This is a genomic window from Dactylosporangium sp. NPDC006015, assembly GCF_040614215.1.
GTDB lineage: Bacteria > Actinomycetota > Actinomycetes > Mycobacteriales > Micromonosporaceae > Dactylosporangium > Dactylosporangium maewongense.
The window spans coordinates 6,409-31,069 of sequence record NZ_JBEXUD010000084.1 but is presented as its reverse complement, the minus strand read 5'-3'; the positions used below and the strand labels follow the sequence as shown (position 1 = coordinate 31,069).

Annotated in this window: 27 protein-coding genes; 14 read left to right on the top strand and 13 right to left on the bottom strand. The window is 71.0% G+C overall.

Going from position 1 to position 24,661, the window contains the following annotated elements; translation table 11 throughout:
• Nucleotides 1-191 (bottom strand): hypothetical protein (locus ABZ321_RS56750; RefSeq protein WP_354905177.1); only part of this gene is annotated, 191 nt, incomplete at its 3' end.
• A 279-nt stretch (nt 192-470) separates the two neighbouring features.
• Between ABZ321_RS56750 and ABZ321_RS56745 the strand changes: the two genes are divergently transcribed.
• Both ABZ321_RS56745 and ABZ321_RS56740 read left to right on the top strand, forming a co-directional pair.
• Nucleotides 471-1,274 (top strand): SGNH/GDSL hydrolase family protein, encoded by an 804-nt coding sequence (locus tag ABZ321_RS56745; protein WP_354905175.1) that lies wholly within the window; start codon nt 471-473, stop codon nt 1,272-1,274.
• A 147-nt stretch (nt 1,275-1,421) separates the two neighbouring features.
• Nucleotides 1,422-1,727 carry an alkylmercury lyase gene (locus tag ABZ321_RS56740; protein WP_344515343.1) on the top strand — a complete coding sequence of 102 codons (306 nt, stop codon included), beginning with the start codon at nt 1,422-1,424 and terminating at the stop codon, nt 1,725-1,727.
• 65 nt (nt 1,728-1,792) lie between these two features.
• Here the strand turns inward: ABZ321_RS56740 and ABZ321_RS56735 are convergent, their stop codons facing one another.
• Complete coding sequence (locus ABZ321_RS56735) at nt 1,793-2,155, bottom strand: substrate-binding domain-containing protein (RefSeq protein ID WP_354905182.1); 363 nt, start codon at nt 2,153-2,155, stop codon at nt 1,793-1,795.
• 143 nt (nt 2,156-2,298) lie between these two features.
• On the opposite strand from ABZ321_RS56735, the gene ABZ321_RS56730 reads away from it, so the two are divergent.
• Nucleotides 2,299-2,640: a GGDEF domain-containing protein gene (locus tag ABZ321_RS56730; protein WP_354905179.1), complete on the top strand. Its 342-nt coding sequence runs from the start codon at nt 2,299-2,301 to the stop codon at nt 2,638-2,640.
• Nucleotides 2,641-2,912: 272 nt separating this feature from the next.
• Here the strand turns inward: ABZ321_RS56730 and ABZ321_RS56725 are convergent, their stop codons facing one another.
• Nucleotides 2,913-3,344: a hypothetical protein gene (locus ABZ321_RS56725; protein WP_354905172.1), complete on the bottom strand. Its 432-nt coding sequence runs from the start codon at nt 3,342-3,344 to the stop codon at nt 2,913-2,915.
• A 175-nt stretch (nt 3,345-3,519) separates the two neighbouring features.
• On the opposite strand from ABZ321_RS56725, the gene ABZ321_RS56720 reads away from it, so the two are divergent.
• Together ABZ321_RS56720 and ABZ321_RS56715 are read left to right on the top strand one after the other, a co-directional pair.
• A complete protein-coding gene (locus ABZ321_RS56720) occupies nt 3,520-4,059 on the top strand; it encodes a TetR/AcrR family transcriptional regulator (protein ID WP_354905169.1) in 540 nt (179 codons plus the stop codon).
• Between the two features lie 756 nt (nt 4,060-4,815).
• Nucleotides 4,816-5,784, top strand: a complete 969-nt coding sequence (locus tag ABZ321_RS56715) for a hypothetical protein (RefSeq protein WP_354905166.1) — start codon at nt 4,816-4,818, stop codon at nt 5,782-5,784.
• A gap of 96 nt (nt 5,785-5,880) precedes the next feature.
• On the opposite strand, the gene ABZ321_RS56710 is transcribed toward ABZ321_RS56715, so the two are convergent.
• On the bottom strand, nt 5,881-6,738 hold the full coding sequence (locus ABZ321_RS56710) for a polysaccharide deacetylase family protein (protein WP_354905163.1): 858 nt from the start codon (nt 6,736-6,738) through the stop codon (nt 5,881-5,883).
• 109 nt (nt 6,739-6,847) lie between these two features.
• Here ABZ321_RS56710 and ABZ321_RS56705 point away from each other — a divergent pair, with 109 nt between their 5' ends.
• Nucleotides 6,848-7,441, top strand: a complete 594-nt coding sequence (locus ABZ321_RS56705) for a hypothetical protein (RefSeq protein ID WP_344515306.1) — start codon at nt 6,848-6,850, stop codon at nt 7,439-7,441.
• Nucleotides 7,442-7,450: 9 nt separating this feature from the next.
• On the opposite strand, the gene ABZ321_RS56700 is transcribed toward ABZ321_RS56705, so the two are convergent.
• Both ABZ321_RS56700 and ABZ321_RS56695 read right to left on the bottom strand, forming a co-directional pair.
• Nucleotides 7,451-8,539: a HEAT repeat domain-containing protein gene (locus ABZ321_RS56700; RefSeq protein ID WP_354905161.1), complete on the bottom strand. Its 1,089-nt coding sequence runs from the start codon at nt 8,537-8,539 to the stop codon at nt 7,451-7,453.
• A gap of 199 nt (nt 8,540-8,738) precedes the next feature.
• The gene (locus tag ABZ321_RS56695; RefSeq protein WP_354905159.1) at nt 8,739-9,650 is read right to left on the bottom strand and encodes a LysR family transcriptional regulator; all 912 of its coding nucleotides are present in this window, start codon (nt 9,648-9,650) and stop codon (nt 8,739-8,741) included.
• 188 nt (nt 9,651-9,838) lie between these two features.
• Between ABZ321_RS56695 and ABZ321_RS56690 the strand changes: the two genes are divergently transcribed.
• Together ABZ321_RS56690 and ABZ321_RS56685 are read left to right on the top strand one after the other, a co-directional pair.
• Nucleotides 9,839-10,471, top strand: coding sequence for a hemerythrin domain-containing protein (locus ABZ321_RS56690; RefSeq protein ID WP_354905157.1), 633 nt, complete (start codon nt 9,839-9,841; stop codon nt 10,469-10,471).
• Entirely contained in the window at nt 10,471-12,249 is a 1,779-nt protein-coding gene (locus ABZ321_RS56685; protein ID WP_354905154.1) for a serine hydrolase, read from the top strand. The genes ABZ321_RS56690 and ABZ321_RS56685 overlap by 1 nt, the downstream gene beginning before the upstream one ends.
• A gap of 34 nt (nt 12,250-12,283) precedes the next feature.
• Here ABZ321_RS56685 and ABZ321_RS56680 read toward each other — a convergent pair whose 3' ends face one another.
• From ABZ321_RS56680 to ABZ321_RS56670, 3 genes are read right to left on the bottom strand one after another with little or no spacing between them, the layout of a single operon-like run.
• The gene (locus ABZ321_RS56680; RefSeq protein WP_354905151.1) at nt 12,284-13,432 is read right to left on the bottom strand and encodes a zinc-binding dehydrogenase; all 1,149 of its coding nucleotides are present in this window, start codon (nt 13,430-13,432) and stop codon (nt 12,284-12,286) included.
• A complete protein-coding gene (locus tag ABZ321_RS56675) occupies nt 13,429-14,886 on the bottom strand; it encodes an NAD(P)/FAD-dependent oxidoreductase (protein ID WP_354905149.1) in 1,458 nt (485 codons plus the stop codon). Before ABZ321_RS56675 ends, ABZ321_RS56680 begins: the two co-directional genes overlap by 4 nt.
• Entirely contained in the window at nt 14,883-16,142 is a 1,260-nt protein-coding gene (locus ABZ321_RS56670) for an MFS transporter (RefSeq protein WP_354905143.1), read from the bottom strand. Before ABZ321_RS56670 ends, ABZ321_RS56675 begins: the two co-directional genes overlap by 4 nt.
• Nucleotides 16,143-16,296: 154 nt before the next feature.
• On the opposite strand from ABZ321_RS56670, the gene ABZ321_RS56665 reads away from it, so the two are divergent.
• A complete protein-coding gene (locus ABZ321_RS56665; protein ID WP_354905141.1) occupies nt 16,297-17,502 on the top strand; it encodes a helix-turn-helix domain-containing protein in 1,206 nt (401 codons plus the stop codon).
• Between the two features lie 15 nt (nt 17,503-17,517).
• Here the strand turns inward: ABZ321_RS56665 and ABZ321_RS56660 are convergent, their stop codons facing one another.
• Nucleotides 17,518-18,288 (bottom strand): hypothetical protein, encoded by a 771-nt coding sequence (locus tag ABZ321_RS56660; protein WP_354905138.1) that lies wholly within the window; start codon nt 18,286-18,288, stop codon nt 17,518-17,520.
• Between the two features lie 75 nt (nt 18,289-18,363).
• On the opposite strand from ABZ321_RS56660, the gene ABZ321_RS56655 reads away from it, so the two are divergent.
• Nucleotides 18,364-19,296 carry a LysR family transcriptional regulator gene (locus ABZ321_RS56655; protein WP_354905136.1) on the top strand — a complete coding sequence of 311 codons (933 nt, stop codon included), beginning with the start codon at nt 18,364-18,366 and terminating at the stop codon, nt 19,294-19,296.
• A gap of 93 nt (nt 19,297-19,389) precedes the next feature.
• Here ABZ321_RS56655 and rnhA read toward each other — a convergent pair whose 3' ends face one another.
• On the bottom strand, nt 19,390-20,106 hold the full coding sequence (rnhA, locus tag ABZ321_RS56650; protein ID WP_344515284.1) for a ribonuclease HI: 717 nt from the start codon (nt 20,104-20,106) through the stop codon (nt 19,390-19,392).
• Nucleotides 20,107-20,169: 63 nt separating this feature from the next.
• On the opposite strand from rnhA, the gene ABZ321_RS56645 reads away from it, so the two are divergent.
• On the top strand, nt 20,170-20,643 hold the full coding sequence (locus tag ABZ321_RS56645; protein WP_344515282.1) for a macro domain-containing protein: 474 nt from the start codon (nt 20,170-20,172) through the stop codon (nt 20,641-20,643).
• Between the two features lie 123 nt (nt 20,644-20,766).
• On the opposite strand, the gene ABZ321_RS56640 is transcribed toward ABZ321_RS56645, so the two are convergent.
• Complete coding sequence (locus ABZ321_RS56640; protein WP_354905132.1) at nt 20,767-21,720, bottom strand: hypothetical protein; 954 nt, start codon at nt 21,718-21,720, stop codon at nt 20,767-20,769.
• Between the two features lie 65 nt (nt 21,721-21,785).
• On the opposite strand from ABZ321_RS56640, the gene ABZ321_RS56635 reads away from it, so the two are divergent.
• Nucleotides 21,786-22,289 (top strand): MarR family transcriptional regulator, encoded by a 504-nt coding sequence (locus ABZ321_RS56635; protein WP_354905130.1) that lies wholly within the window; start codon nt 21,786-21,788, stop codon nt 22,287-22,289.
• Here the strand turns inward: ABZ321_RS56635 and ABZ321_RS56630 are convergent.
• A complete protein-coding gene (locus ABZ321_RS56630; protein WP_354905128.1) occupies nt 22,286-23,107 on the bottom strand; it encodes a hypothetical protein in 822 nt (273 codons plus the stop codon). The genes ABZ321_RS56635 and ABZ321_RS56630 overlap by 4 nt on opposite strands.
• Nucleotides 23,108-23,129: 22 nt before the next feature.
• Here ABZ321_RS56630 and ABZ321_RS56625 point away from each other — a divergent pair, with 22 nt between their 5' ends.
• A complete protein-coding gene (locus ABZ321_RS56625; protein ID WP_354905126.1) occupies nt 23,130-23,642 on the top strand; it encodes a DinB family protein in 513 nt (170 codons plus the stop codon).
• A gap of 55 nt (nt 23,643-23,697) precedes the next feature.
• Nucleotides 23,698-24,063, top strand: coding sequence for a VOC family protein (locus ABZ321_RS56620; protein ID WP_354905123.1), 366 nt, complete (start codon nt 23,698-23,700; stop codon nt 24,061-24,063).
• The last annotated feature ends 598 nt before the right edge of the window (nt 24,064-24,661 follow it).

Here is a 24,661-nt window from a genome sequence, read left to right as displayed (position 1 = left end):
CCCGAGTCGCGCAGCGACACCGCGAGCTGCCCGGCGAGCCGAGCGGTGACGGCCTGGACGGTCCCCGCCGGCTCAGCAGGTGCGGCAGGCGCGGCAACGGCGGATGACGGCGGCACGCCGAGCAGGGCGAGCACGGTCGTCGCAGCGATCAGCACCGGGACCCCGCCGCGGCGGAACGTGGATGGGTTCACGCAGACTCCTCCATCTCCGGACGCCGACTCGTGATCGACGTTCCTCAATAGAGTGATACCTGCGTTCATAGATGACAACAAACCTTTCCGCGCACCGCCGCGAGTGCCTCCGCTCCGGACTCCAACCCATCCGGCTGGAGCCTGCCCAGCCTTCGGAAGTTCGATTCGGACGATTCGTACCGATAGATCAGTCTGGTCATTTGGCGCGAATAGATCTATCTGCCGCATTCATAGCTTGATATCAATCTCCGGACACACCCCCTACAACAGGAGTGCGACGTGCGGAGATCCCGACTCGTTACCCTCACCCTGAGCCTGGCGGCCGCCCTCGGCGCCACGTTCGCCGCTGCGGCGCCCGCCAGCGCCGCCACCACCGGTCGCTACGTTGCCCTCGGCGACTCGTACGCCTCCGGTGTCGGCGCCGACAACTACACCGCCGAGAGCGGCTCGTGCCAGCGCAGCACCAACGCCTACCCCGCCCTGTACAACACCAACGTCAAGCCCGCGTCGTACCGCTCAGTCGCCTGCTCTGGCGCCACGACCACCGATGTCATCAACACCCAGCTCTCCGCCCTGTCGTCGACCACCACCCTGGTCAGCGTCACCGTCGGCGGCAACGACATCGGGTTCTCCAGCATCATGACCGCCTGCGTGCTGTACGGCGAGACCGACTGCATCGCGGCCGTGCAAGCCGCCGAGGACAAGGTGCGCAGCCAACTGCCGGCAAAGCTCGCCAGTGTCTACAACGGCATCAAGGGCCGGTCGCCCTCGGCCCGCGTCGTGGTCGTCGGCTACCCGGTCTTCTACCAGCTCGGCACGTTCTGCGTCGGGCTGAGCGCGAACTCCCGCGCGAAGATCAACGAGGGCATCAACCTGCTCGACGACGTCACCAAGACGGCCGCCGCCAAGGCCGGGTTCACCTTTGCCGACGTGCGCTCGATATTCGTCGGCCACCAGCTGTGCAGCTACGGCGAGAAGTGGTTGCACGCGCTCAACTACGCCAACCTCGGCATCTCCTACCATCCGACCGCCGCCGGCCAGTCCGGTGGCTACTACCCGGTCTTCCGCTCCGCCGCCGGCTGACCGGCGCTCACGTCCGGGTAGGCCCGCCCGTCCGAACGCGCGCAGGTCCGGCACCGCCCCTTCCCCGCCGCCGCAGTGGTCGACTCGGCGGCGAGGAGGGGCGTTGTCGAGTTGGGCGATCTTTGGTACAGGGTTGACACTTGTGGGGTGATCGTGGAGCTGCGCGCGGTGCCGGACTGCCCGAACCTGGACGCCACGCGGGACCTGTTGCGCGCGTGCCTGGTGGAGGCCGGCCTGCCGGTGACGGTGCTCGAGCGGGTCGGGGACTACCCGTCGCCGTCGGTGCTCGTCGACGGGCGTGACGTCACCGGCGCCGACCCGCACGGCCCAGCCGCGTGTGTGCTGCGCCCGCCGACCGGTGAGCAGATCCGTGCCGCGCTGCGCGCGGCGGCGACGCAAGGCGGCCCGGGTGACGCGATCCGCGCGGATCAGGGCGGCGCCGGGGTCCGCTGAGCTGGCCGGTTCGCCGCGGCGGCGGGTGTGGACGTTCCGGCGGTGCTGCAGGGGCCGTCGCCCGGTCAGCCCGCCCTGGGGGCCGGTGCCGTGCCCCTTGCGGCGGGGCTCGAACCGCCCCGTCCGCCGCACGATGCCCGCACCACCAGACGCGGACGCAGGCGGAGCTGATGGACCGGAAAGGCCTCGCCGTACTCCATGCGCTGCAACAGCACCTGCGCCGCCAGCTGGCCGAGCCGGAACTTCGGCGGGGAGACGGCGGTCAGCGGTACCTCGGCCGCATCCGCGAACTCGTTGTCGTAGGCAATGATCGCCAGGTCGTGCGGCACCCGCACGCCAGCCCGCCGAGCCGCGCCCAGCAACAGGCAGGCCTCCCGGTCGCCGAAGCACAGCGCCGCCGTCACGTCGTCCGCTCGAAGCGCCGCCAGGGCGAGGTCGGCCCGCTACACGGAGGAGATCCGCCTGACCGTGGCGGACCGGGTGGCCCTCTACAGCGAAGCGCTCACAGACCTGGCTTGGGCTGTCGGCGCCTGGCCCGATTTGACCAGGGCAGACTTCAACCACATGACGTCTGGGTTCAACGCGATCCGATTCCCCGGGGCATCGGGCGTGGCGTTCGCGGCTGCAGAGCAGCGTGCGCGCCGAGGACACCGTCGCGAGATTCGGTGGGGACGAGTTCGCCGCGCTCGTTCATTGCGCCGACGGCTCAACAGACGCCAGGTCGGCCGCCGAGCGAATCATCGAGCTCGTGCAGCGTCCCATCGCTATCGACCAGGAGCACGCCGGTGTGACGGCGAGTGTCGGCATCGCCGTCCACAGTCCCGGCATGACAGCGGACGACCTGCTGCGCGAGGCCGATGCGGCGATGTACACCGCGAAGACGAGCGGGAAATCCCGCTTCGTCGAGGCCTAGGCGCACTGACCACGGAGGTTGGTGACAGGGGCCACGGCGGATAGACCTTGCAAAATCCAATGCCAGCCGCCGCTCGGAGCGCACACTACAACGGCCACCGGCCACACCGATCGCTCGGCCAGCGACCACCGAACCCGCCACCGCAGGTCGTCGACCTCACCGCCGCCCGGGTCCAACGGCGTCCGATCCTCGGCGGCCTGATCAACGAATACTCGCAGGCTGCGTAGCCTGCGGCTGTATTCATTGTTCATGTCGGTGCCCATCGACCTGCGTCACGCCATGGCCCGTGCGGCTGACCATGCCGTCCAGCCCCGGGCGAGGATGTATGCGGCCAGCAGCATGAGCGTGACCGCGCCGTCGGCGATCAGGGCCGCGCGAGCGTCGGCGGTCTCGCTTCCGAAGGACAGCGCGGCGAGGCTCAGTCCGAGCTTGTTGAGGATGGAAAGCTCCCAGATCCCGGCGTAGAGCCGGGGCCGGTAGGCCAGCAGCAGGAACACGCCGGCGAAGACGCCGAAGCCGAGCATGCGCCACGTCTCGACCATGCGCGTGGCCGGTCCGGCGTCCGCGACGGTGCTGACCGCGCTGACCACCGCGACGACGGCGCCCAATGCGGCGAGGACGAGCAGGGCCTGCGCAACGCGGCCACGGACCCGCCTGGAGCCGGCGACGGCACCGACTGCTACGGATGAGGTACGAACAGTCATCGGTACTCCTTTTCTCGGCTAGGATCACTGCCGAAATCCTGACCCTAACGGTGTTAGGCTGCTAACCTAACACCGTTAGGGTGGCACGGAAAGGGCGATGTGAGATGCGTGCTCCACGTGTTGGCCTCGAATTGGTTGGCTCCGAAATGTTCGGGTCTTGGACCATGGACGGCCGATGACGTCCCAAGCGCTGAGTCAGCTCACTCCGCGGGCCCGAGAGATTGTGCGGACCGCGCGCGAGCTTCTCGAGCGGGAAGGCCCTGACGCACTGTCGATGCGTCGCCTCGGCGCCCACCTCGGGATCCGCGCCTCGTCGATCTACGAACACGTCCGCGACAAGCAGGCGCTGGAGGCCGCGCTGATCTCAGTGGGCTTCGAGGAACAAGCCGAACTGTTCACCCGGGCCGCCGAACGGTCCGACGATCCGATCGCCTCCCTCACCGCCGCGTACCGCGACTTCGCCTGCCGCCAGCCGAACCTGTACCGACTGATGACCGAAAGGCCCCTGCGTCGCGACCTGATCACTCCCGGCGTCGAGGAGGCAGCCGCGATGCCGCTGGTCAACGCAACAGGCGGCGATCTCGAACGAGCGCGGGCCATCTGGGCCTTCGCGCACGGAATGGTCATCCTCGAGCTGAACCATCGATTCCCACCCCACGCCGATGTCGACACCACATGGCGCAACGGAGTCGACGCGTTCCGCGGCACGCCCTGATACGCGGCGCCGCCACCCACCGACCCGGACCCGCGACCACGGCAATGACGACGTAGGAATTGTTGGCATGCCGGTGCCGAGGGGCGGTTGGCACGCGTTCATGCAGAACCTAATGGGCGCGGACATTACGAACTCGGCGCCGACGCCCCGTGCGGGCTCCGCGTCGCCACAGCGTTCATTGAACTCGCCACCGCCGCCCGAGGACCGAGCCGGCACGCACTCGAACGCGGCCCCGATCGGCAAACGCAACAGCGCCATCAGTGCCATCGGCCCGTCAGCCACGAGCCGCGAGCGTCCGGACACGCCCGCTCGAATTTAGTTACAAAACGTACATATAGAACATTCTTAAAATGGTTTCCAATTGGGAATTATTCCTACTCTTCTACCTATTTCGTATCCGCGGCGGGGAGTACGACGTTTCCGCTGAACGAATCGGGGAAGCACTCGGCACCGCCGACCCACGAACTGCCGCGACGGACACGGCGAGATGCGGCGATGGCGGAGCGCATACCTGTCTGACCCGACGATCGGAAACCCGGGCCGTCGCAGACTCCGGCCGTCCGAGTCAGGCGATCCACACACAGGAAGGCAAGCACGGTCGTGAAATTCGCACTCAAGGCTGGCATTTGCGCGGCAGCTGCCGCGCTGGCGGCTGGAACGTTCGCCCCGAGCGCCTCGGCCCATTCGACCGACTAATGGCGCTCCAGGACACCGTTCATCAACCAGTTCAACAAGACCTCCGTCATCGCGTCGACGGTGCCGGCCAACGGCGACGTCAACCCGTACGGCGTCGCGGTGGTGCCACGCAGCAAGGACAATCTGCGCAAGGGCGAGGTACTGGTCAGCAACTTCAACAACGCCAACAATCAGCAGGGCACCGGCACCACGATCGTGCAGATCAGCCGCGATGGCAAAGTCCGCCTGTTCGCCCGGATCGACGCCGACAAACTGCCGGGCGCGTGCCCTGGCGGCGTCGGGTTGACCACCGCGCTCGTGGTCCTGCGTACCGGCTGGGTCATCGTGGGCAGCCTGCCCACCGCGGACGGCACCTCCGCGACCGCCCAGGCGGGCTGCCTGATCGTCCTCGACAGCAAGGGCAAGGTGCGCGAGACGTTCTCCGGACACGGCATCAACGGCCCGTGGGACATGACCGCGGACGATGACGGGGAATCGGTCGACCTGTTCGTCACGAATGTCCTCAACGGGATCGTCGGCGGCGTACCCGCCACCACCAACCAGGGAACCGTGCTGCGCCTCGAGTTGAAGATCGAGGGAAGCAGGCCGCCGGCGCTGCGCAAGATCACGACCATCGGTTCCGGATTCACGGAGAAGACCGACCCGGATGCGCTGATCATCGGCCCGACCGGAGTCGGCCTGGGTAGGGACGGCACGCTGTACGTCGCCGACACCGTCGCCAACCGCATCGCCGCCATTCCGGATGCGGACGACCGCAAGACGAGCGCCGGCACCGGACGCACCATCACCCAGAACGGACACCTGTCCGGCCCGCTCGGGCTGGCGATCGCACCCAACGGCAACGTGCTCACCGTCAACAGCGGAGACGGGAACATCGTCGAAACCAACCCGTGCCAGAGGGCGCAGGTCGCGTTCCGCACGCTCGACGACCTCGGCGCGGGCGCCCTGTTCGGCCTCGCCATCGCACCGGAGAACCGCGGCGTCTACTTCGTCGACGACACCAACAACAGGCTCGACCTGCTCCACTGAGCCGCGGGAGCGACCACGAACACGTGCGCACCGACCACCGTGGCCGGTGCGCACGTGCCGCACAAACGAGCGCCACCAGGCACCGCAGGTTGCCGGTTACTCATCCGCCCTGCTCATGCGGCGTGGTGGTATTTGGGCCACGCTGGTCGGCGCCGGGAGGGCGATCAGGGTGAACCGGCCCGCCAGGTCGGGCAGGATCGTTCGCAGCGCGGCGACCGTCTGCGGCCCCGCGCCGTCGTGCAGGAGCACGATCCCGCCGGGACGAGTTTTCGTCAGCACGGTGTTCACGACCGACTGGACCCCCGGGCCGCTCCAGTCCCGCGGGTCGACGGTCCACGAGATCGACGTCATGCCCAGGCCGGCCGCGATGCTCACGATGCCGGGCGACCAGTTGCCGCCGGGGGCACGGAAGTAGCCGATCACCGCGCCGGGTGCGACCGCCCGGATCGCGTCGTTGGTGCGTTGCATGTCGGATCTGATCTGATCGGGCGTACGGGTGCGCAGCATCTCGTCGTGGCTCCACGAGTGGTTGCACAGGGTGTGCCCCTCGGCGACCATCCGCCGGACCATCTCCGCGCGCGCAGCGACCTGCCGGCCGACCATGCAGAACGTCGCCTTGACCTGGTGCTGGGCCAGCAGGTCCAGCACGGCGGGGGTGTCGTCCCACGGGCCGTCGTCGAAGGTCAGCGCGACCGCGTCCGACCCCGTCTTGCGCACCGTCCCAGCCGGACCGTCGCCGGTCACGACAACCGGCGACGACACGGACGGCGAGGCCACGGGGCTCGGCACGCTCGGTTGGACCGTCGGCTCCCGCTGCTCGGCGACCACCGGCACCGCCGCGACCGGCGCAGCCACAGCAGGCGCCGGCGGGCCGCTGCTGCCGCGGCTGCCACCGAGCGTCAAGGTCAGTATCAGGATGGTCAACCCGAGCACGGCGATGCGGCGCAACGGCACGGAGGCACTCCAACTCGGTGGTCCATGCTGCCGAACCGGCATCCCCGCACCGTAGCGATGGGTCGCTACGGTCGATGACCGGTACTTCCCACGGAGAGGCGCAGACCGCATGAGCGATGGGCATCGAGAGCTGGCCGAACAGCTGAGCCGGGCCGCGCAGACCCGGTCGGTGACGTTGCGCGACGTCGGGCTGGAGCCCGACTCGTACGATCTGCTGCGCACCGACACCCGGTTCGCCGACGTGGAGCGGCTCGCGCTGCACCACAACCAGCTCGGCGACAGCGGGACCGCGGCATTGGCGGCCAACCCCGCATTGACCGCCGTGACGCACCTGGAGCTGGTCGGCAACGCGGTCGGCCACGACGGCATCCGCGCACTCACCGACAGCCCGCTGCGCACCACCGTGACCCGGCTCGACCTCAGCGGCAACCCGGTGACGCCGGAAGGCTTCGATGCACTGGCTGACGCGTCGATGCCCGCCCTGCGGGAACTGGTGCTGCGCAACGTACGCTGCGGCGGGCTGGGCGCACTGTTGCGCGCGGCGGCCCTCGACAGGCTCACCCTGCTCGACCTGTCCGAGAACGACATCGCCGACCACGACCGGGAGTACGCCGACTGGGGCGGCCCGGCGGTCTACACGATCCCGGCCGACGAGGTGTGCGTGGAACTGCGCCTGCGGCTGGGGTACCGCCTGGATCTGTGACGCCGGCGCCTACTCGGCGCAACCGGACGCCTCGGCAAGAACACGCAGCGCGTTGCGGCGCCCCAGGTCGGTGGGTTCGGCGGCGGCCCGCTCCCGCAGGAGGTCCACTGTGGACGGATCGGCGGGCCACCGGCGGACCAGTGCCTCCCACACGCCGATCCGCACGGCACAGTCCGGGTCGGCGACGGCCCGCTCGCGCAGCATCGAGCGCACCTGCGGGTCGGCCGTCCAACCGGCGGCGAGGGTCTCCAGGCACGCGCGGCGCACCAGCGGCGACGGATCGTCGAGCGCGCGCTCGCGAACCAGCGCCACCACGCCGGGGCGGTCACGCCACAGGCCGGGACGGTACTCGTACAGCGGCGAATGCGGGGCCGACCCGGCAAGCACGTCGATCGCGCACCGGCGGACCTTATCGGCCGGGTCCGCGACGGCGCACCGGCGCAGCACCGCTTCGGTGCCGGGCGCGTCGGGCCAGCCGTGGGCCAGCCAGTACGCCGCCTCGTACCGCACAGCGCTGTGTCCGTCCTCGCGCACGCGCCCGCGCACGTGCGCGCCCGCCCGCGGATGGCCCGGCCACAGCCGGGCCAGCGAGTTGACCACCTGCCGGCGCACGTTGTGGTCGGGGTCGGCCACGCCGCGCTCCAGCAGCCACGCAACGGTGCCCGGTTCGTCGCGCCAGCCGCTCGCGTACGCGGCGACGGCCTGGCGGCGAACGTAACCCTCCGGGTCGTCGACCGCCCGGACCCGCACCAGGGGCCGGACCCGCGGATCGGCGGGACGCAACTGCGCGAGCTGGACGAGCGCGGTACGCCGTAGCCGCCGCTCATCGGCACCGGTCGCCAGCGCGAACAGCCACTCGACCGTCTCCGGCTCCGCACGACCGCGGTGGGCGATGGTTTCGAGCATCGCGTCCCGGACGTCCCCGTCCGGATCGCCAAGGGCGCACTCGCGCAGCAACTCGCGGACGTCGGGGTCGGCGAGCCAGTCGCGAGCCAGGATGCTCAGCGCCCGACGGCGATCCCACGGCTCCTCGGCCAGGAACGCCTCTTCGAGCAGGGCATCCCGCCGCGCGTGCGCGGCCTCGTCCGCATCGCCCACGTACATGAGAATAATGGCCGCGCCACAGCCGCGAACCGCGCCGACGGCGGGACGCATCGCTGCCGCAACCGGGCCCGCCTGCAAAGCGGTCGACGCCGGTTCGAATCCGACTGTGGTCTCGCCCGATCGTGTGTCATCCACTACGGACTGTCATGGTTGCCCCGGCGGCACGGATGGTGCCTGGTCCGATCCGGTTGCGTCAGCGCACGGTCAGGTCTGATGTGCTGACAGGGCCGAGATCTCGCGCGGTCCGGGCGAGGGCCCGGATGGGGTCGGTCTCTGACTCGGGGTGCCACACCAGTGCGTATTCCAGTGCGCTCATGTCGCGCATCGGCACGAACGCGATGTCCGGCCGCATCCAGTAGCGGGTCACGTGGCTCGGGAAGAGCGTGACGATCTCCCCGGTGCTGATCAGGGTGAGATACTCCTCCTGGCTGCGCACCACCGGCCCGCGCTCGATGACCCTGCCCGTGCGGGTGTGGGTGGGAAAGTAGCTGTCGAGCCAATACTCCGGAGTGGGCGGCGGCACCTCCGGCTGCTGAAAATCGCCCAGCGTTTCCAGCGGGATCGATGTGCGCCGGGTGAGTTCATGGTCGGCGGCCACGCCCAGGACCCGGGACTCGGCGAACATGATGGGGCCGACGGTGAGGTCGGGTTCCTCGACCGGGAGCCAGGCGACGAGGACGTCGATGTCGCCGTTGCGGAGCCCGGCGAACGGGTCGACGAAGGATGCCTGCTGGAGGCGCAGTTTCCAGCCCGTGTGGCGGGCCCGGAAGGTTTCCCAGACGGGGCGCAGGTCGTAGCCGTTGACGGGCAACATGCCGACGCGGAGCACGTGGGTGATCCCCTGGGCGGCGAGGTGAGCGCGTTCGAGGCCGGCGCGCAGGCCGTCGTAGACCGGCCGGAGGTCGTCGCGCAGCTGGCGGCCGAGCGGGGTGAGCCGGACCTGGCGGCGGTTGGAACGGTCGAAAAGGGCTCCGCCGATGCGGCGTTCCTGCTGGTTGATGGCCTGACTGATGCGGGCCGGTGAGACGTGCAGCCGCTCGGCGGTGCGCCCGAAGTGCAGCTCGGTGGCGAGGGTCAAAAAAATCTCGACGTCTCGTATTTCCATGCCTGCCTCCGGTCCGCGGTGGGACCAGCCTACCGGCCGACGCCTCCGAAGACGATCACGAACGTCACCGGGGCGGGGCGGGGGCTACGTGAACTCCGAGGTCAGCGCGTTGTGGTAACCCGGGTGTTACCGCAGAGCCGCCGAAGTCGTCGTTGATCACCACACGGTCCCTCGGCACAGTCACAACCATGCCCCTGGACATGACCGCGATGTACGCCACGCACGACGTGCTGCGTCGGGAACTGGAAGACATCGCCCGTGTCACCGTCCGGATCGACGATGATCCGAGGCGGGTCCTGCGAACGGCGGCCGGCTGGCGAATGTTCAAGCGAACCGTTCGCGGCCATCACCGTGCGGAGGACGAGGTGCTGTGGCCGGCGCTGCGCCGGCAGCTCACCGACCGGCCGAGCGAGCTGGTGCTGCTCGAGGCGATGGAGGCCGAACACGCGGCCATCGACCAGCTCATCGCCACGATCGACGAACTGCTGGCCGGTCCTGAAGCCTGCCTCGTCCAGCTCGGAGCTCTGGCCGATTCCCTCGTCACCGGCTTGCGAGGACATCTGGCGCACGAGGAACAGGCGGTGATTCCGCTGATCCGGCGGTCACTCCCCACATCGCAGTGGGCGGCCTTCGAGCAGGTCCACAGCGAGCGCAGCGGTGTCCCGCCATCCGGTCACAGCCGCTGGAGCCCGGAGCCGTGCGGCTCTCCCGACAAGACCCGGCACGGCTCCCGTGATCGGCTTACCGATCCCTCCACATCCACATCCGCCATGGGCGTCCCTATCAGTGGGGATGCCCGAACGAACCCCTGGAGAGCATGATGCAGAAGTTCGACACCCCGGCCCCGATTGCCGCCGTACTGGACATCCCCGCAGGGCGCGTCCGGGTCGTCGCCGCCGATCGGGCCGACACCACGGTCGAGGTCCTGCCCGCGGACGCCTCGAAAAGCCGCGACGTGAAGGCCGCGGAGCAGACCACCGTTGCATACGGCGACGGCGTCCTGCGGGTCGGGACCGCGACGCAGAACCAGATCCTCGGCCCCACCGGATCCGTCGAGCTGACGGTTCGGCTTCCCACCGGCTCGCGGATCGAGGCGAAGGCGGCCGCCGCCGAGTTCCGCGCCGTGGGACGGCTCGGCGACGTCACCTTCGACGGCGCGCACGGCGCGGTCGAGCTCGACGAGGCCGCGAGCGTGCGCCTTGTCTCCCACGCCGGCGACATTTCGGTCGGCCGCCTGGGCGGCCCCGCGGAGATCAGCACCCAGAAGGGCGACATCCGCATCACCGAGGCCGTGCGCGGCACGGTCGTGCTGCGCACGCAGCACGGTGCGATCTCGGTCGGCGCCGCGCACGGAGTCTCGGCCTCCCTGGACGCCGGCACTTCTTCCGGCCGGATCCGCAACACGCTCAGGAACTCCGAAGGTGCCGCCGCCCAGCTGAACATCCGTGCGACCACCGAATACGGCGACATCACCGCCCACAATCTCCCGGCCGACGACGTGGCCGGCGGGCAGGATCGTCCGGACTTGCAGCAGATCCTGGAGGCGTTCGTCGACGCCGGCTTCGGCAGCGCGGAGATGCACATCCACGACGAGCGGGGCGACTGGGCCGGCCGCGCCGGAGTGAGCAAGCTGGGCGAGACCGCCGAGACGCCGGTGAACGGGCAGGTCTGGGCGGGCAGTGTCCTCAAGACGTTCACCGCCACCGTGGTGCTCCAGCTGGTGGGGGAGGGCAAACTCGGGCTGGACGACCCGGTGGCCGACCACCTGCCCGAGCTCGGACTGGACGAGCGGATCACCGTCCGGATGCTGCTGCAGCACACCAGCGGGCTGTACAACTACACAGGCGAGCCCGACCCCGACGGGACGTTCGTGATGGGGCTCCCCTCGCAGGGCAAGGAGTGGGTGGATAATCGATTCCACACGTACCGGCCCGAGGAACTGGTGCGGTTCGCGCTGGCCAAGCCGGTGCGGTTCGAGCCGGGCACCGACCAGAGCTACGCCAACACCAACTACACGCTGGCTCTGCTGCTGATCGAGAAGGTCACCGGCTGCTCCTACGCCGATCAGGCGCAGCGCCGGATCCTCGGGCCGCTCGATCTGTCCGACACCGTCGTGTCGGCCACCTCGCCGGATCTCCCCGGGCCGCACGCCCACGGCTACTACCGCTACCAGGACGCCGGCGAGTGGAAGGTGGCCGACGTCAGCCGCCAGAACCCCTCCCTGCTGGCCGGCGCCGGTGACCTGATCTCGACCGCCGGCGACCTCCGCACCTTCATCACCGCGCTGCTGGGCGGCAAGCTGCTGCCGGCCCCGCTGCTGGCCGAGATGCTCACGCCGCACGGCAAGTTCGGCCTCGGGCTGGGGCTGTGGGTGCAGGACCTGGGCCCGGGCAATGGCACGATCGTGCACCACAACGGCGGCGCTCCGGGCGGCTACGGAGCGCTGATGATCAGCAGGCCCGACGGCAGCAAGACCCTGACCGCCTCGCTGACCATCAGGGACATCGACCCGGCAGCAGTGTTCCCCAAGGCGTTGGCCGGGCTGATCGAAGCGGTGTTCTGCGACCGGCAGGCCCGGCAGGCTCAGCCGACGGACTGAGCGCCCAGCGGCCAGGCATTGAGGTGGCGTCGGGTCATCGGATTGTGGGGTCGATGAGGATCTTCGCGTGGACCTCCGGGTCGGCCAGGGCGGTGAACGCGCCGTCGACGCCGTCCAGGCCGACGTGGCCGGTGACGATGTGCGAGACGGCGAGCTTGCCGTCGGCGAGGGCGTGCAGGGTGTCGCGGAACTCCAGGGGTGTGTAGCCGACGACGAAGCGCAGGTCGAGGTCCTTGTTCACGGCCAGGGCGGGGCGGAACGCGTCGGCGCCCATGCAGACGCCGACGACGATGATGCGGGAGTGCAGCGGCGCGGCGGCCAGGACGGAGTCGATCATGCCGGGCACGCCGACGCACTCGAAGACCACGGGGCGTTTCGGGCGGGTCGCGCCGAGCCGGTCCAGGGCGCGCCACGCCGTCCACCATGGCACGGGCAGGCGGTGGAGGCCTTCCATGGCGTCGATGCCGGCGGCGTACTCGACGGGCATCGCCGTCACGAAGCCGTGGCCGTCGAGCGCGGACCACGGCGAGCCGGTGGCCGGGTCGACGACGACGTCGGCGCCGCAGCGGGTGGCCAGGGCGCGGCGGGCCGGCGAGTAGTCGCTGGCGACGACGGTGGCGACGCCGCGGGACTTCAGCACGGCGATGACCGCGAGCCCGACCGGCCCGCAGCCGAGCACGACTGCGACGTCCTTCTTCGTCACCTCGGCGCGGTTGACGGCGTGCCAGGCGACGGCGAGGGGTTCGGTGAGGGCGGCGATGTCCGGGGCGAGCCCGTTGGGCACCGGCAGGGTGAGCGACTCCTGCACGACGACGTGTTCGGCGTAGCCGCCGGGGGCGTCCGCGGACAGGCCGATGCCGTCGACCTGCTGGTCGCGGCGTACCAGCGGCACCGCCACGACCGGCGTGCCGGGGCGGATCCGGCCCGTCGTGGAAGGGCCCCGTTCGACGACGTCGCCGTAGATCTCGTGGCCGAGCACGACCTGTTGCGCCGGCCGCAGGTACCGCGGATAGCCGCACACGGCGAGGACGTCGGCGAGCTCGTCGGCGTGTTTGCGGGCGTGCAGGTCGGAGCCGCAGATGCCGCACCGGCGCACCGCGAGCAGCAGCTGCCCCGGGCCCGGCCGCGGCGTCGGCAGGTCCGCCACCTCGAGCCGGCCGTCGGTGAGCGTGACCGCCTTCATCGGGCGTCCTCCAGGGTGTACGCGTCCGGGCGCCACCGGATGGCCTGGCGGCGGAACCGGAAGGTCCAGTCGGGGTAGATGGTGGCGTTGCGGCCGTTGGCGTCCTGGTAGAAGGTCCGGCAGCCGCCGACCTCCCATACCGTGCCGGCCATCTTGCGGTCGATGTCGCTGTTGTACGAGTCGTGCGCCGCCCTGGTGACCTCGATGCTCCCGGCGCCCGCCTTCGCGAGCGCGGCGACGGCCAGGCGGACGTGCTCGGCCTGCGCCTCGATCATGTACACCATCGAGCTGTGACCGAGGCCGGAGTTCGGGCCGAGCATCATGAAGAAGTTCGGGAAGCCGGGCACGGACACGCCCAGGTACGCGCGGGGTGACCCGGCCCAGACGTCGCTCATCAGCGCGCCGCCGCGGTCGCGGACCTTGTCGGCGAACGGGATGTCGGTGACGTGGAAGCCGGTGCCGAAGATGATGGCGTCGACGTCGCGCTCCACCCCGTCGGCGTCGACGACGCTGTGCTCGCGGATCTCGCGCAGCGCCCGCGGCACCAGCTCGACGTTGGGCCGTTGCAGCGCCGGGTACCAGTCGTTGGACGGCACGATCCGCTTGCAGCCGAGGGTGTAGTCGGGCGTGACGGCGCGGCGCAGCTCGGGGTCGGCGACCTGCCGCTCCATGTGCTTGCGCGCCACGCCTTCCAGCGCCTTCATCAGCCGGGGGTACTTGGCCATGCCGAGCACCAGCAGTTCCTTGCCGGCGTAGACCTTGCCGCGCTCGAACCGCTGCTTGCGCGGCCGTTTCCTGTAGGCCGCCCGTTCGGCGTCGGTGATCGAGCGCTTGTCGTGCGGCGTGATCCACGGGGCGCTGCGCTGGAACACGTACAGCGTGTCGGCCTGCTTCGCGACGTGCGGCACGTACTGGATCGCCGACGCCCCGGTGCCGACCGACGCGACCCGCTTGCCGGTCAGGTCGTAGCCGTGGTCCCAGCGCGCCGAGTGCATCGTCGTGCCGCGGAACCGGTCGATGCCGGGGACGTCCGGCAGTTTCGGCTCGGTCAGTGGGCCGACGGCGCTCACCAGTACATGAGCGATCCAATCCCCTTCGTTGGTCGTGACGTGCCAGCGCTGCTCGGATTCGTCCCACCGCGCCGCGAGCACGTCGACGCCGAAGCGGAGGTGCGGCAGCAGCCCGAACTGTTCGACGCAGCGCCGCAGGTACGCGCGGATCTCCGGCTGCGGTGAGTACGTCGACGACCAGTCGGGGTTGGGCGCGAACGAGAACGAGTAGAGGTGTGACGGCACGTCGCAGGTGCAGCCGGGGTACGTGTTGGACTGCCAGACGCCGCCGGTGTCCGGCTCGCGTTCGAGGATGACGAAGTCCGTCTTGTCCGCCAGCAGGGCCCTGGCGACCGCGATGCCGGAGAAGCCGCCGCCGACGATGAGCACCGTGGTGTGGTTCATGCGGTCGCCAGCATCGCTTCGCGGTCCGCCTGCACGGAGCGCGCCGCCAGCAGCATGCCGGCCGCCGCGACCGCGAACGCCAGGGGCACGGCGATCATCATGGCGGTCTTCAACCCGTTCGCCTCCGCGGTGGTGGACGCGCCCGGGCCGGCGATCGCGTCGGAGACGATGCCGACGACGATCGGGCCGCCAGCGCCGCCGAGCAGGTAGCCGACGGCGGACATGAGCCCGATCGCGCCGGAGCGCTGCTTCGGGCGGATCACGTCGGCCATGACCGGGACGGCGGCGGCGAGGTAGATGATGCCGAGCAGGTACCCGACGCTGAGCAGCAAAACCAGCAGCCACAACGCGTCCGCTCCGGCGGCCAGCCCGCCGGCGGTGCACACGGCCGCCCCGGCGAGACAGGCGACGGCGACGTGGACGCGGGCGGCGGCGGACCTGCGGGCGGCGGCGTCCAGCAGCCGGCCGCCGACGAGCAGCCCGGCCAGGCCGGTGACGCCGATGACGATCCCGCCGACCGCGCCGGCCTCGACCAGGTCCAGCCCGTAGTACCGCTGCAGGACCGGGGTGAGGAACGTGCCGATGGCGTACGCGGCGAAGTTGTACCCGGCGAACGCGATGATCAGCCCGTAGACGGACCGGACACTTCTGATTTTCTGCATTTCCTGGCTGTTGTCCTGCGCTGGCTCGGCGGCGCCCCGCTCCGGTTCCCGCACGCGCAGGACGAGGAACGCCACCAGTACACCGGGAACAGCCGCGATCAGGAACGGCGCGCGCCAGCTGTCGAAGGCGACGGCGAGCCCGCCCGCGGTGAAGAACGCCAGCAGCGTCCCGATCGGGAAGCCGAGCATGAAGACCGCGTTCGCCCGGGAGCGCCGTTCGCTGGGGTACAGGTCCGACAGCAGCGAACCGGTCGCCGGCGAGTAGCTCGACTCCCCCACGCCGACGCCGACCCGGGACGCCAGGAACCCCCAGAAGCTGGTCAGCACGCCACCGGCCGCCGTGAACAGGCTCCACGCGAACAGGCCCCAGCCCGCCACGGTCTTGCGGGGGATCCGGTCCGCGAGCCGCCCGAGCGGGACGCCGGCGATCGCGGCCACGAGCACGAACGCCGAGGCGAGGATCCCGACCTGCGTGTCGTCGAGGCGGTACTCCTCCTTGATCGGTTCGAGCACGACCGCGGGCAGCGCCCGGTCGTAGAAGTTCAGCAGGTTGCCGACGAACAGCAGCGTGAGGATGTACGCCCTGTTTGCCATCCTTGTCACCTTTGCCTTGGCGGAAGCAGGAGATGGCGCGGGGAACAAACGCGCCCATGAGGTGCATCACAGTGTGGCGGCGCTTCCCCTGCACAGCTACGGCGTGCGTACCAACGTCCTTTGTTCCCGGATACAAAGTCAGTACGGTGAACCGATGACGAGCGCGCTCCCGCCGTCGTGGCCGTCCCGCCGTGGCATGCCGGACCTCGCCACCCTCGACGAGCCGACCCGCCGCACGATCGCCGCCGCCGTCGAGCTGCTGCGCGCCAGGCAGGACGCCTTCGGCCACCGCTTCCTCAAACTCGCCCGTGCCCACCTGCCGGGCTACGACGTCCTCACCGACGAGGAGATCCGCGCCACCGCCCAACAGTTCATGGACACCCTGGTCTCAGAGCTGTCCTTCCTGCGCGTCCCCGACGGCGCGCTGCGCGAACTGCTCAACAAGTTCGCCGTCGAACGCGGCGCGCGCGGCATCCCGCCGGAGGTCCTCGCCGCCGGGTACCAGATGGGCTCCCGCGAGATGCTCACCCTCCTCGACGAGGTCGGCCTCGAGGTGGGCCTGCCGATGGACCTGCTCCTCGCCGTGCACGACAGCACCTGGGAGTTCTCCAACGAGGCGTCGTCCGTCTTCGCCCGCGTCCAGCACGACCTGGCCCTGGAGCGTGCGCACTTCGACGCCGAACGCCGCTCCACCTTCGCCGCCGGCGTCCTCAGCGGCACGTTCCCCGCCGAGCAGATCAACCGCGACGCCCACCTCTTCACCCTCGACCCGCGCGCCCGCTACGTGCCGCTCGCCGCCCGTGCCCCCGACCCCGCCGCCATCCGCCGCGCCGTCGCCTCGGCCCTGCGCACGCCCGCGGACCGGCTGCTGTTCGCCGAGATCGGCACGTGCCTGGGCTTCATCGCGCCCGGCCCGCCCGAGCACCTCACCGGACATCTCGTGGCCGCGGGCCCTTCCGCGACGCTCGACCAGCTCCACGACGGCTTCCAGGAGGCGGTCCTGGCGCTGACCACCGCCGAGCAGTTCCACCTCTCGGGGCTCGTCCGCCTCACCGACCTCGGCCCGCGCCCGCTCGTCCTGTCCGACACCCGCATCGCCGCCGGCCTGTCCGCCCGGCACATGCGGGCCCTGGACACCCCGGCCCGCGCCACCACCGACATCGAGGACACCACCCGCGTCTACCTCGAGTGCGACCAGCAGGTCCGCGAGGTCGCCCGCCGCCTCGCCGTCCACCAGAACACGGTCCGCTACCGCGTCCACCGCTTCCAGGAGCTGACCGGCCTCGACCTGCACCGCACCGAGGACCTCGTCACCGCCTGGTGGCTCCTCAACCGCCGCCGCCCGCGCCCCTCCTCGTGACCGCACCCTCTACCGTCAGCCCTCCCCGGCCGCCACCACCTTCGGAGCCAACGGCACCCACCTCCAGGTGAACGCCGCCGCGGAAAGGCACGCGAACAGCCCCAACCCCACGGCGGCGAGACCCATCACCGGCGTGACGAGCGCGACGACGAGGCAGAACGTGAAGTAGCACGGCAGGCTGCGGACCAGGCCCCCGAGCGTGTGTACGCCCGCCGCCGCGTCGTCACGGGTCGCGGCGACCACGGTGAGCGTCGCGCACATCGTCGGGAAGGCCGCGATCGCGCCGGCGACGTCGGGCCCGGCGAGCCGGCTGCCGAGCACCGCGACCCCCACAACGACCGCCGCGCTGACGCAGGTGAGCGCCGTGCCCATCCAGTGCCGGAGCTCTGGCCGGCGCGGCTGCCCGGCGGGCATCAGCCGCGGGCCGGCCACCAACGCGCCCACCGCGACCAGAAGCGCGAGCGCGTCCGGTACATGCTGAACAACCAGCGAGACGGCGACGTAGACCAGCGCGCCGCACCCGACACCGAGCGGGAGCCCGCGCCGCCGCAGCACCCAGGCGAACGCGACACCGAAGGCCACCTGCGCGGACACCTGCCGCGCCGCGCTCAAGGCCATCGCCGCGGCCGCGTGCGGCGTCGTGTCGACGGCGACGGCGACCACCGACACGGCGAACGCGACCGGCAGCGCCGCGATCCAGCCGGCCGCCGACGGGCCGAGCCGCCGCTCGATCAGCGCGGCTACGGCCATGACGGCTGGGGCGAGGGCAAGGGAGACGAGCACCATGCCCTAACGGTCGCCGAACGAACCGTTCGTGACCAGCGCACGTTCTTGACGGAAAACCGTGGAAGAATCCGAACGATGGAACTGCGACGGCTCCGCCTGCTGGACCAGCTCGCCCGGCTCGGCACGGTCGCCGCGGTCGCCGACGCGCTGTCCTACAGCCCGTCGAGCGTCTCGGTGCAGCTCGCTCAGCTGGAACAGGAAGCGGGCGCCAAGCTGCTGCGCCGCGTCGGGCGCAACCTCGAACTCACCCCGGCCGGCCGCCGGCTGGCCTCCTACGCCGCGGACGCGCTCGCCGCCGACGAGGCAGTCCGCGCCGAACTGGCCACCATCGGCGACACCCCGGGCGGGCGCCTGCGCATGACCATCGTGCAGACGCCCGCGCTCGCGCTCCTGCCCGCAACGCTCGCCCGGCTCGCCGCCACCAACCCCGACCTGCAGGTCGAGGTCCACCAGCGGGAGACCGCACCGGCCCTGGACGAGCTGCGTTCCCGCGCCGTCGACCTCGTCGTCGGCATCGAGTACGACCCGGTCCCGGTCGCCCGCCAGCGCGACATCGACCGGCGCGACCTGCTACGCGAAGACGTCCTCCTCGCCGTGCACCCGGCACATCCGCTGGCCGCGCGCCCGCCGGTCGCCCTCGCCGCCTGTGAGGCCGCCGCGTGGGCCACCGGTCACCGCGGCACCGGCCTGGACGCGGTCCTGCGCAACGTCTGCAACCGGCTCGCCGGCTTCGAACCCCGCATCCAGCACCGCAGCGACGACGGGCTCGTGCTCGGCGCCCTGGTCGCCTCCCAGCGGGCCGTCGCCCTCCTGCCGGCGCTGCTGACCGCGGCGCTCCCGCAGATCGCCGCCCACCCGCTCCGCGAGGAACGACTCCAGCGGACCATCTTCACCGCGACCCGCGCCACGGCCGCCGACGCCCCGGCGGTCCTCGCGGTGCAGCACGCGCTGCGCGCCTCGGCCGCCGGCATCGCCCGCGACCGCGCGGACATCGACGCCCTGCCCTGAGCGCCTCGTGGTTGCCTGCTGCGGCATGATCCCCGTTGGCGGAATCTCCGGCACCGTCCGGCTCGCCAGGCGCGTGGGGGTGGTCAGGTCGCCCTAGCCGTGGGCCTGACAGCGGCCGCCGCCGGTCGCCACGCCGCAGGGTGTGCCGCGCTTGGTGGGTGCGCCGCAGAGCACCGCCGGGTCGTGGACGTGGCACAGGCCGGACGGGCGGGCCGCGATCGGGCACGGCTTGCCCGACTTCGTCCGCGCCCGGCAGAGGACGCCGTCGGTCCTGGCCGGGGCAGCGGTGGCCCTGGTGGGAGCAGCGGTGGCGCGTGCGGGGCGGGACGCTGACGCCGGAGCGGCCGCCGGCACCGGCATTCCGGCCGCCTCCAGGGCCTCCCGCTGCCCGCGGGCAGCGAGCCGGTCCGCGCGCTCGTTCTCCACGTGGCCGGCGTGGCCCTTGACCCAGTGCCAGGCGACCTCGTGCCGGGCGACGGCGTCGTCGAGCTGCCGCCACAGGTCCTCGTTCTTCACCGGCTCGCCGGCGGCGGTCCGCCAGCCGTTGCGCTTCCACTTCGCGACCCACGACATGATGCCGTTGCGGACATACGTGCTGTCGGTGTGCAGGTCGACGACCGACGCGCGGGTCAGCGCCGTCAGCGCCCGGATCGGCGCGGTCAGCTCCATCCGGTTGTTCGTCGTCGGCGTGGCCTCGCCACCGCACAGCTCCTTCTCCACCGAGCCGTACCGCAGCAGCGCTCCCCACCCGCCGGGGCCCGGGTTGCCGCTGCAGGCCCCGTCGGTCCAGATCTCCACCCGCTCAGCCATCCTGAGAACCTACGTCACGAACCCGAGCCGATTTTGTCGTACCCGGCTGGCATGCTCGCTGCCATGACACCACTGCGAATCACCAAAGGCGACGCGACCAGCCCGCAGGCGAGCGGCCCGAAGATCATCGCCCACGTCTGCAACGACCAGGGGCACTGGGGCGCGGGATTCGTCCTCGCCGTGTCCCGCCGCTGGCCCGAGCCCGAGCGCGACTACCGCCGCTGGCATCGCGAACGCGCCGGCAACGACTTCGCCCTCGGTGCCGTCCGGGTCCTGGAGGTGCAGCCGTCGGTGTTCGTGGCCAACATGATCGGGCAGCACGGCATCAAGACGGGCAGCTCCGGTCCGCCGGTTCGTTATGAGGCGATCGGGCGGGCACTGACGGCGGTCGGTGACCGTGCGCTGGACCTCGGCGCGTCCGTCCACATGCCGAGGATCGGCTGCGGCCTGGCCGGTGGCCGGTGGGACAAGGTCGAGCCGCTGGTCGTGTCGGCGCTGTGCGAGCGCGATGTTCCTGTGACGGTCTATGACTTCTGATCTGCGTCGGCGGCTGATGTACGAGCCCGCTCGGCGCTCCTGACCGACGGCACCGCGCTTCGTCCGACGGCGAGGGCGGCTGGTCGCCGTGGCTTTGGGTGTGTGCGTGGCGACGCCCGCCCGTCATTGCCGCGGTGTGGTCGCCAGCGGCGCGGTCATGAAGGGCACGACCACCACCGGCGCGGTGTGCATCTGGCCGGTGATGGCGGCTTCGGTTGCGGTGGCTGTCGAGGTTCCCCTCGGGGTCGGCTGTGACGTGATCGGGGCGGGCGTTGGTGCTGTTGCCAGCGGAGGAGGTGGAGCGAATGGGTCGGTGCCGTCGAGGAAGGCGGTCGCCTGAGCGGCGAGGGCCGGCGCGCCGATGGCCGTTGCCCAGCGGGCGATCTCGGTGGCGAGGGTGAGGGCACCGGCTTCGTTGCCGGTGGCTCGGGTCGCGACGGCGAGGAGGAGTTGCTGGGACAGCGTGCCCGGGACGTTGCCGGCGGCGGCGCCCAGTTCCGTGGCCAGGCGCCAGCGGGTGAGGGCGGTCTCGGTGTCGCCGTTGTCGTGGTCGTGGCCGCCGAGGTGGCGCAGCGCCTCACGGGCGAGCAGCGGGTCGGCGGCTCCTGCCTCCAGCGCGACGCGGTAGTGGGCGGGTGCGGTGTCCGGCTGGTCGAGGAGGTTGTCGCAGATGAGGCCCTGGTACATCTCGGCCCAGCCGTTGCGGACCGCGTCCGGCGCGGTGGTGGCGAGGGTGGCGGCGCGGTGGAGGAGCACCGTGGCCGGTTCGCGGTCGGCCTGGTCGGTCATCAGCACGGTCCGGTACTCGGTCCGCACGCCGGCGAACGCGAGGTCCCACCGTCCTTCGTCATCGAGGGCAGGGGCGTGCCGGGTGGCGATGGCGAGCCGGTGGGGGGCGGTGGTCGTACCGGCGAACCAATCCGACTCGACGGCCACCTGCGCCGAGGCGAGGGCCAGCACCGGGTCTCCGGGCGGCGCCGCGTCGAGCAGGTCCGCCGCGTCCTGCCACCGGCCGGCGTGGGCGAGTGCACGGGCGGCCGACGCGAGGACCTGCCGGGGAACTGCGATCTCGGTCATGACGACGACAGTAGTAATCGAAAAAACTATCCTCAAGAAAACTACTTCGGGCGGCGGGAGCGGCGATGAAGGACGATGTCGAAGAGCACATCGAGGCGTGGGAGCGGGAGCTGCCGTGGCTCGATCCCGTCAAAGAGGCGATCTTCGTGCGGCTCTCGATCCTCGCCCGGCACACGCAGCAGTTACGCCGGGACACGCTGGCCGCGGACGGGCTGCCGCACTGGCAGTTCAAGATCCTTATGAAGCTGCGGAGGCTGGGTCCGCCGTACGCGACGAGCCCGTCACAGCTCGCCGACGTGCTCGGGCTGACCCGGGGCGCGCTGTCCGCGCGGCTCGCGCCGATGGAGGAGGCGGGGCTGATCGACCGCACGAGCGACACGGCGGATCGGCGCCGGGTGCACGTACGGCTGACCGAGGCCGGCAGCGCCGCGTTCGAGCAGCAGGCGGGCCGCGAGGACCACGGCGAGTCGATCCTGCTGGAGGCACTCACCGCCGACGAGCGGCAGACCCTCGCCGAGCTCCTCCGCCGCCTCGTCCTCGCCGCCGAAACCCGCCAGTCACAGCACTAGGCGCGCATCGTCGCGAGGAGTTTCCGGGCCGTCTCGTCGTGGCACATCGTGGAGCTGCGGAGCGTCCGCGCGAGGTCGCCGAACGACCACACCGACTCCGCGATCCGCTGCAACGCCGCCGGGTCGTCGCCGTGCAACCACCAGGCGGACCCGCCGGCGTCGCCGGTGACCTGGATGAGGCCGTCGGGCATGCCCCAGCACCTCGCCGCGCCGGCCGACGTCGGCTCGCCGTGGCGGCGGGTCAGCTCCTGCCCGACCGCGTCCGGCACGGGCAGGTCGCGGGCGCGCAGCCACAGTTCGTTGCCGAACGGCAGGACCGGCTGGCGCTCCTCGGACGCGTCGTGATCGGCGTCCGGACCCCAGAACGATGCCGGGCTGCCGGAGTCGTTGTAGTACGACACGAACCAGTCGAACAACCAGCCGCTGAACGGCTCCTCCTCGACGCTCCAGCCCTCACCGCGCGTGTGGTGGTGCAGCACGGGATCGTCGCCCGCCGGCTGGAAGTACACGTGATGCATCCGCATGACGTCGGCCTCGAAGCACACCTTCTCCTCTCCCATCCCGGCGAGGACCTCGTCGAGCGTCCACAGCGTGGCGTCGCCGCTGAACTCGCGCCACAGGTTGGTGAAGGGCAGCGTCCAGGTGCCGCCGTCGGACAGCTCGAGGGAGACGTCGGTGGTGTAGAACTCGCGGACGGCCGCCGGCAGCGCCAGCCCGGTCCGCCGGCTCCATGCGTCGACCGCGGCCACGGCGGCGGCATCGGGAGCCGCCGTCGCGCACATCAGGTCGAGCGAGTCCTGGAGCCGCGAAAGTGTCATACCCAGATCCTATGGTTGACCTATGAGCCCTGCGCCACCGCTCGCTCCCGACGAGCTCGTCAGCGCCGCCGGCGAGCGTGATGTACTGGAAACGTTCCTCGACCTGTATCGCGACATCGTCGTCCGCAAGGTCTCAGGCCTGTCCACAGTGGACGCTTCACGGCGGCTCGTGCCGTCCCGGACCACCTTAGCGGGGCTGGTGCTGCACCTCACCGATGTGGAGCGCGAGTGGTTCCACGGCGTGCTCGGCGGGCGGCCCGCGCCCGGCGAGGACCGTGCGGCGCCGAGCGACAACTGGGACGTGCCCGGCGACGCGAGCGTCGAGTCGCTCGTCGCCGACTACCGGGCGGCGTGCGCCACGTCGCGGGAGATCTGCGCCGGTTTCGCGCTCGACGACACGGTGCCGTCACCGCGCCTGGGCCGGGTTTCGCTGCGCTGGCTGTATGTCCATCTCATCGAGGAGACCGCACGGCACGCGGGCCACGCCGACATCCTCCGCGAGCAGACCGACGGCGCCACGGGCTTCGATGGATGACCCCGTATCACCGAGCAGACCCGCGCGCTACGGGCCGATTGAGAGGATGGTGGACATGACGGTTGACCTGTTCGCGGGCATCGCGGTGCGCGACCTGACAGCGGCGCGACGGTTCTACGAGCAGCTGCTCGGCGAGCCGCCCGCGTTCGAGCCGAACGACACGGAGGCCGTGTGGGAGCTGGCCGAGCACCGGTATCTGTACATCGAGCTCCTTCCAGAACGCGCCGGCCACGCGATGCACACGGTGTTCGTCGCTGACTTCGACGAGCGCGTTGCCCGAGCCGCCGAACGCGGCCTCGCCCCGACAAGAACGGAGACGTACGACAACGGCGTGCGAAAGGCCATCTACGCCGACCCTGACGGCAACGAGGTCAGCTTCGGCGGCGGCCCGCAGGAGACCCCCGCCCCTGAGGAGTCCTGATCCGCAGCAGGCTCCACGCACGGGACTTTTGATTCGCAGAAGGCTCCAATCGCGGAGTCCTAACTCGCAGAGCGCTTGGGCTGCGGAATTCTAACTCGCAGAGCGCTTGGGCTGCGGAGGTCTGTTCGCGCGGGCCGCTTGGCAACAGGCGTCCGCTCAGCAGGCATCCATGCGACGGGCCAGGAGGTCGCCGGTAGCACAGAAGCGATCGGCAGCCTTCCGCGGGCACGGCCCCTGCCGGGCGGGCGCGCCGCAAGGCCGCGGCGAGCAGGGGCGTGGCGGCAGGGGCGCGGCGGGCAGGAGTGTGCTGGCGCGGACTCCCGGCGCGAGTTCACCGCCGAGCCGCGAGGCTGGCTGCCGCGGGCGTGGACTCCGCCCGAAGTTGCCGCCATGCCGCGATGCGCGGCCTTCCTAGCATCAGGTCCGGCGCGAGTTCACCGCCGAGCCGCGAGGCTGGCTGCCGCGGGCGTGGACTCCGCCCGAAGTTGCCGCCATGCCGCAAGGCGCGGCCTTCCTAGCATCAGGTCCGGCGCGAGTTCACCGCCGAGCCGCGAGGCTGGCTGCCGCGGGCGTGGACTCCGCCCGAAGTTGCCGCCAT

What these genes read in the sequence shown, in the direction of transcription:
- ABZ321_RS56725 (WP_354905172.1), bottom strand. Translation starts at nt 3,344, where the DNA reads ATGACTGTTCGTACCTCATCCGTAGCAGTCGGTGCCGTCGCCGGCTCC.
- ABZ321_RS56720 (WP_354905169.1), top strand. Translation starts at nt 3,520, where the DNA reads ATGACGTCCCAAGCGCTGAGTCAGCTCACTCCGCGGGCCCGAGAGATT.
- ABZ321_RS56705 (WP_344515306.1), top strand. Translation starts at nt 6,848, where the DNA reads ATGAGCGATGGGCATCGAGAGCTGGCCGAACAGCTGAGCCGGGCCGCG.
- ABZ321_RS56695 (WP_354905159.1), bottom strand. Translation starts at nt 9,650, where the DNA reads ATGGAAATACGAGACGTCGAGATTTTTTTGACCCTCGCCACCGAGCTG.
- ABZ321_RS56690 (WP_354905157.1), top strand. Translation starts at nt 9,839, where the DNA reads ATGCCCCTGGACATGACCGCGATGTACGCCACGCACGACGTGCTGCGT.
- ABZ321_RS56685 (WP_354905154.1), top strand. Translation starts at nt 10,471, where the DNA reads ATGCAGAAGTTCGACACCCCGGCCCCGATTGCCGCCGTACTGGACATC.
- ABZ321_RS56680 (WP_354905151.1), bottom strand. Translation starts at nt 13,432, where the DNA reads ATGAAGGCGGTCACGCTCACCGACGGCCGGCTCGAGGTGGCGGACCTG.
- ABZ321_RS56675 (WP_354905149.1), bottom strand. Translation starts at nt 14,886, where the DNA reads ATGAACCACACCACGGTGCTCATCGTCGGCGGCGGCTTCTCCGGCATC.
- ABZ321_RS56670 (WP_354905143.1), bottom strand. Translation starts at nt 16,142, where the DNA reads ATGGCAAACAGGGCGTACATCCTCACGCTGCTGTTCGTCGGCAACCTG.
- ABZ321_RS56665 (WP_354905141.1), top strand. Translation starts at nt 16,297, where the DNA reads ATGACGAGCGCGCTCCCGCCGTCGTGGCCGTCCCGCCGTGGCATGCCG.
- ABZ321_RS56660 (WP_354905138.1), bottom strand. Translation starts at nt 18,288, where the DNA reads ATGGTGCTCGTCTCCCTTGCCCTCGCCCCAGCCGTCATGGCCGTAGCC.
- ABZ321_RS56655 (WP_354905136.1), top strand. Translation starts at nt 18,364, where the DNA reads ATGGAACTGCGACGGCTCCGCCTGCTGGACCAGCTCGCCCGGCTCGGC.
- rnhA (WP_344515284.1), bottom strand. Translation starts at nt 20,106, where the DNA reads ATGGCTGAGCGGGTGGAGATCTGGACCGACGGGGCCTGCAGCGGCAAC.
- ABZ321_RS56645 (WP_344515282.1), top strand. Translation starts at nt 20,170, where the DNA reads ATGACACCACTGCGAATCACCAAAGGCGACGCGACCAGCCCGCAGGCG.
- ABZ321_RS56640 (WP_354905132.1), bottom strand. Translation starts at nt 21,720, where the DNA reads ATGACCGAGATCGCAGTTCCCCGGCAGGTCCTCGCGTCGGCCGCCCGT.
- ABZ321_RS56635 (WP_354905130.1), top strand. Translation starts at nt 21,786, where the DNA reads ATGAAGGACGATGTCGAAGAGCACATCGAGGCGTGGGAGCGGGAGCTG.
- ABZ321_RS56630 (WP_354905128.1), bottom strand. Translation starts at nt 23,107, where the DNA reads ATGACACTTTCGCGGCTCCAGGACTCGCTCGACCTGATGTGCGCGACG.
- ABZ321_RS56625 (WP_354905126.1), top strand. Translation starts at nt 23,130, where the DNA reads ATGAGCCCTGCGCCACCGCTCGCTCCCGACGAGCTCGTCAGCGCCGCC.
- ABZ321_RS56620 (WP_354905123.1), top strand. Translation starts at nt 23,698, where the DNA reads ATGACGGTTGACCTGTTCGCGGGCATCGCGGTGCGCGACCTGACAGCG.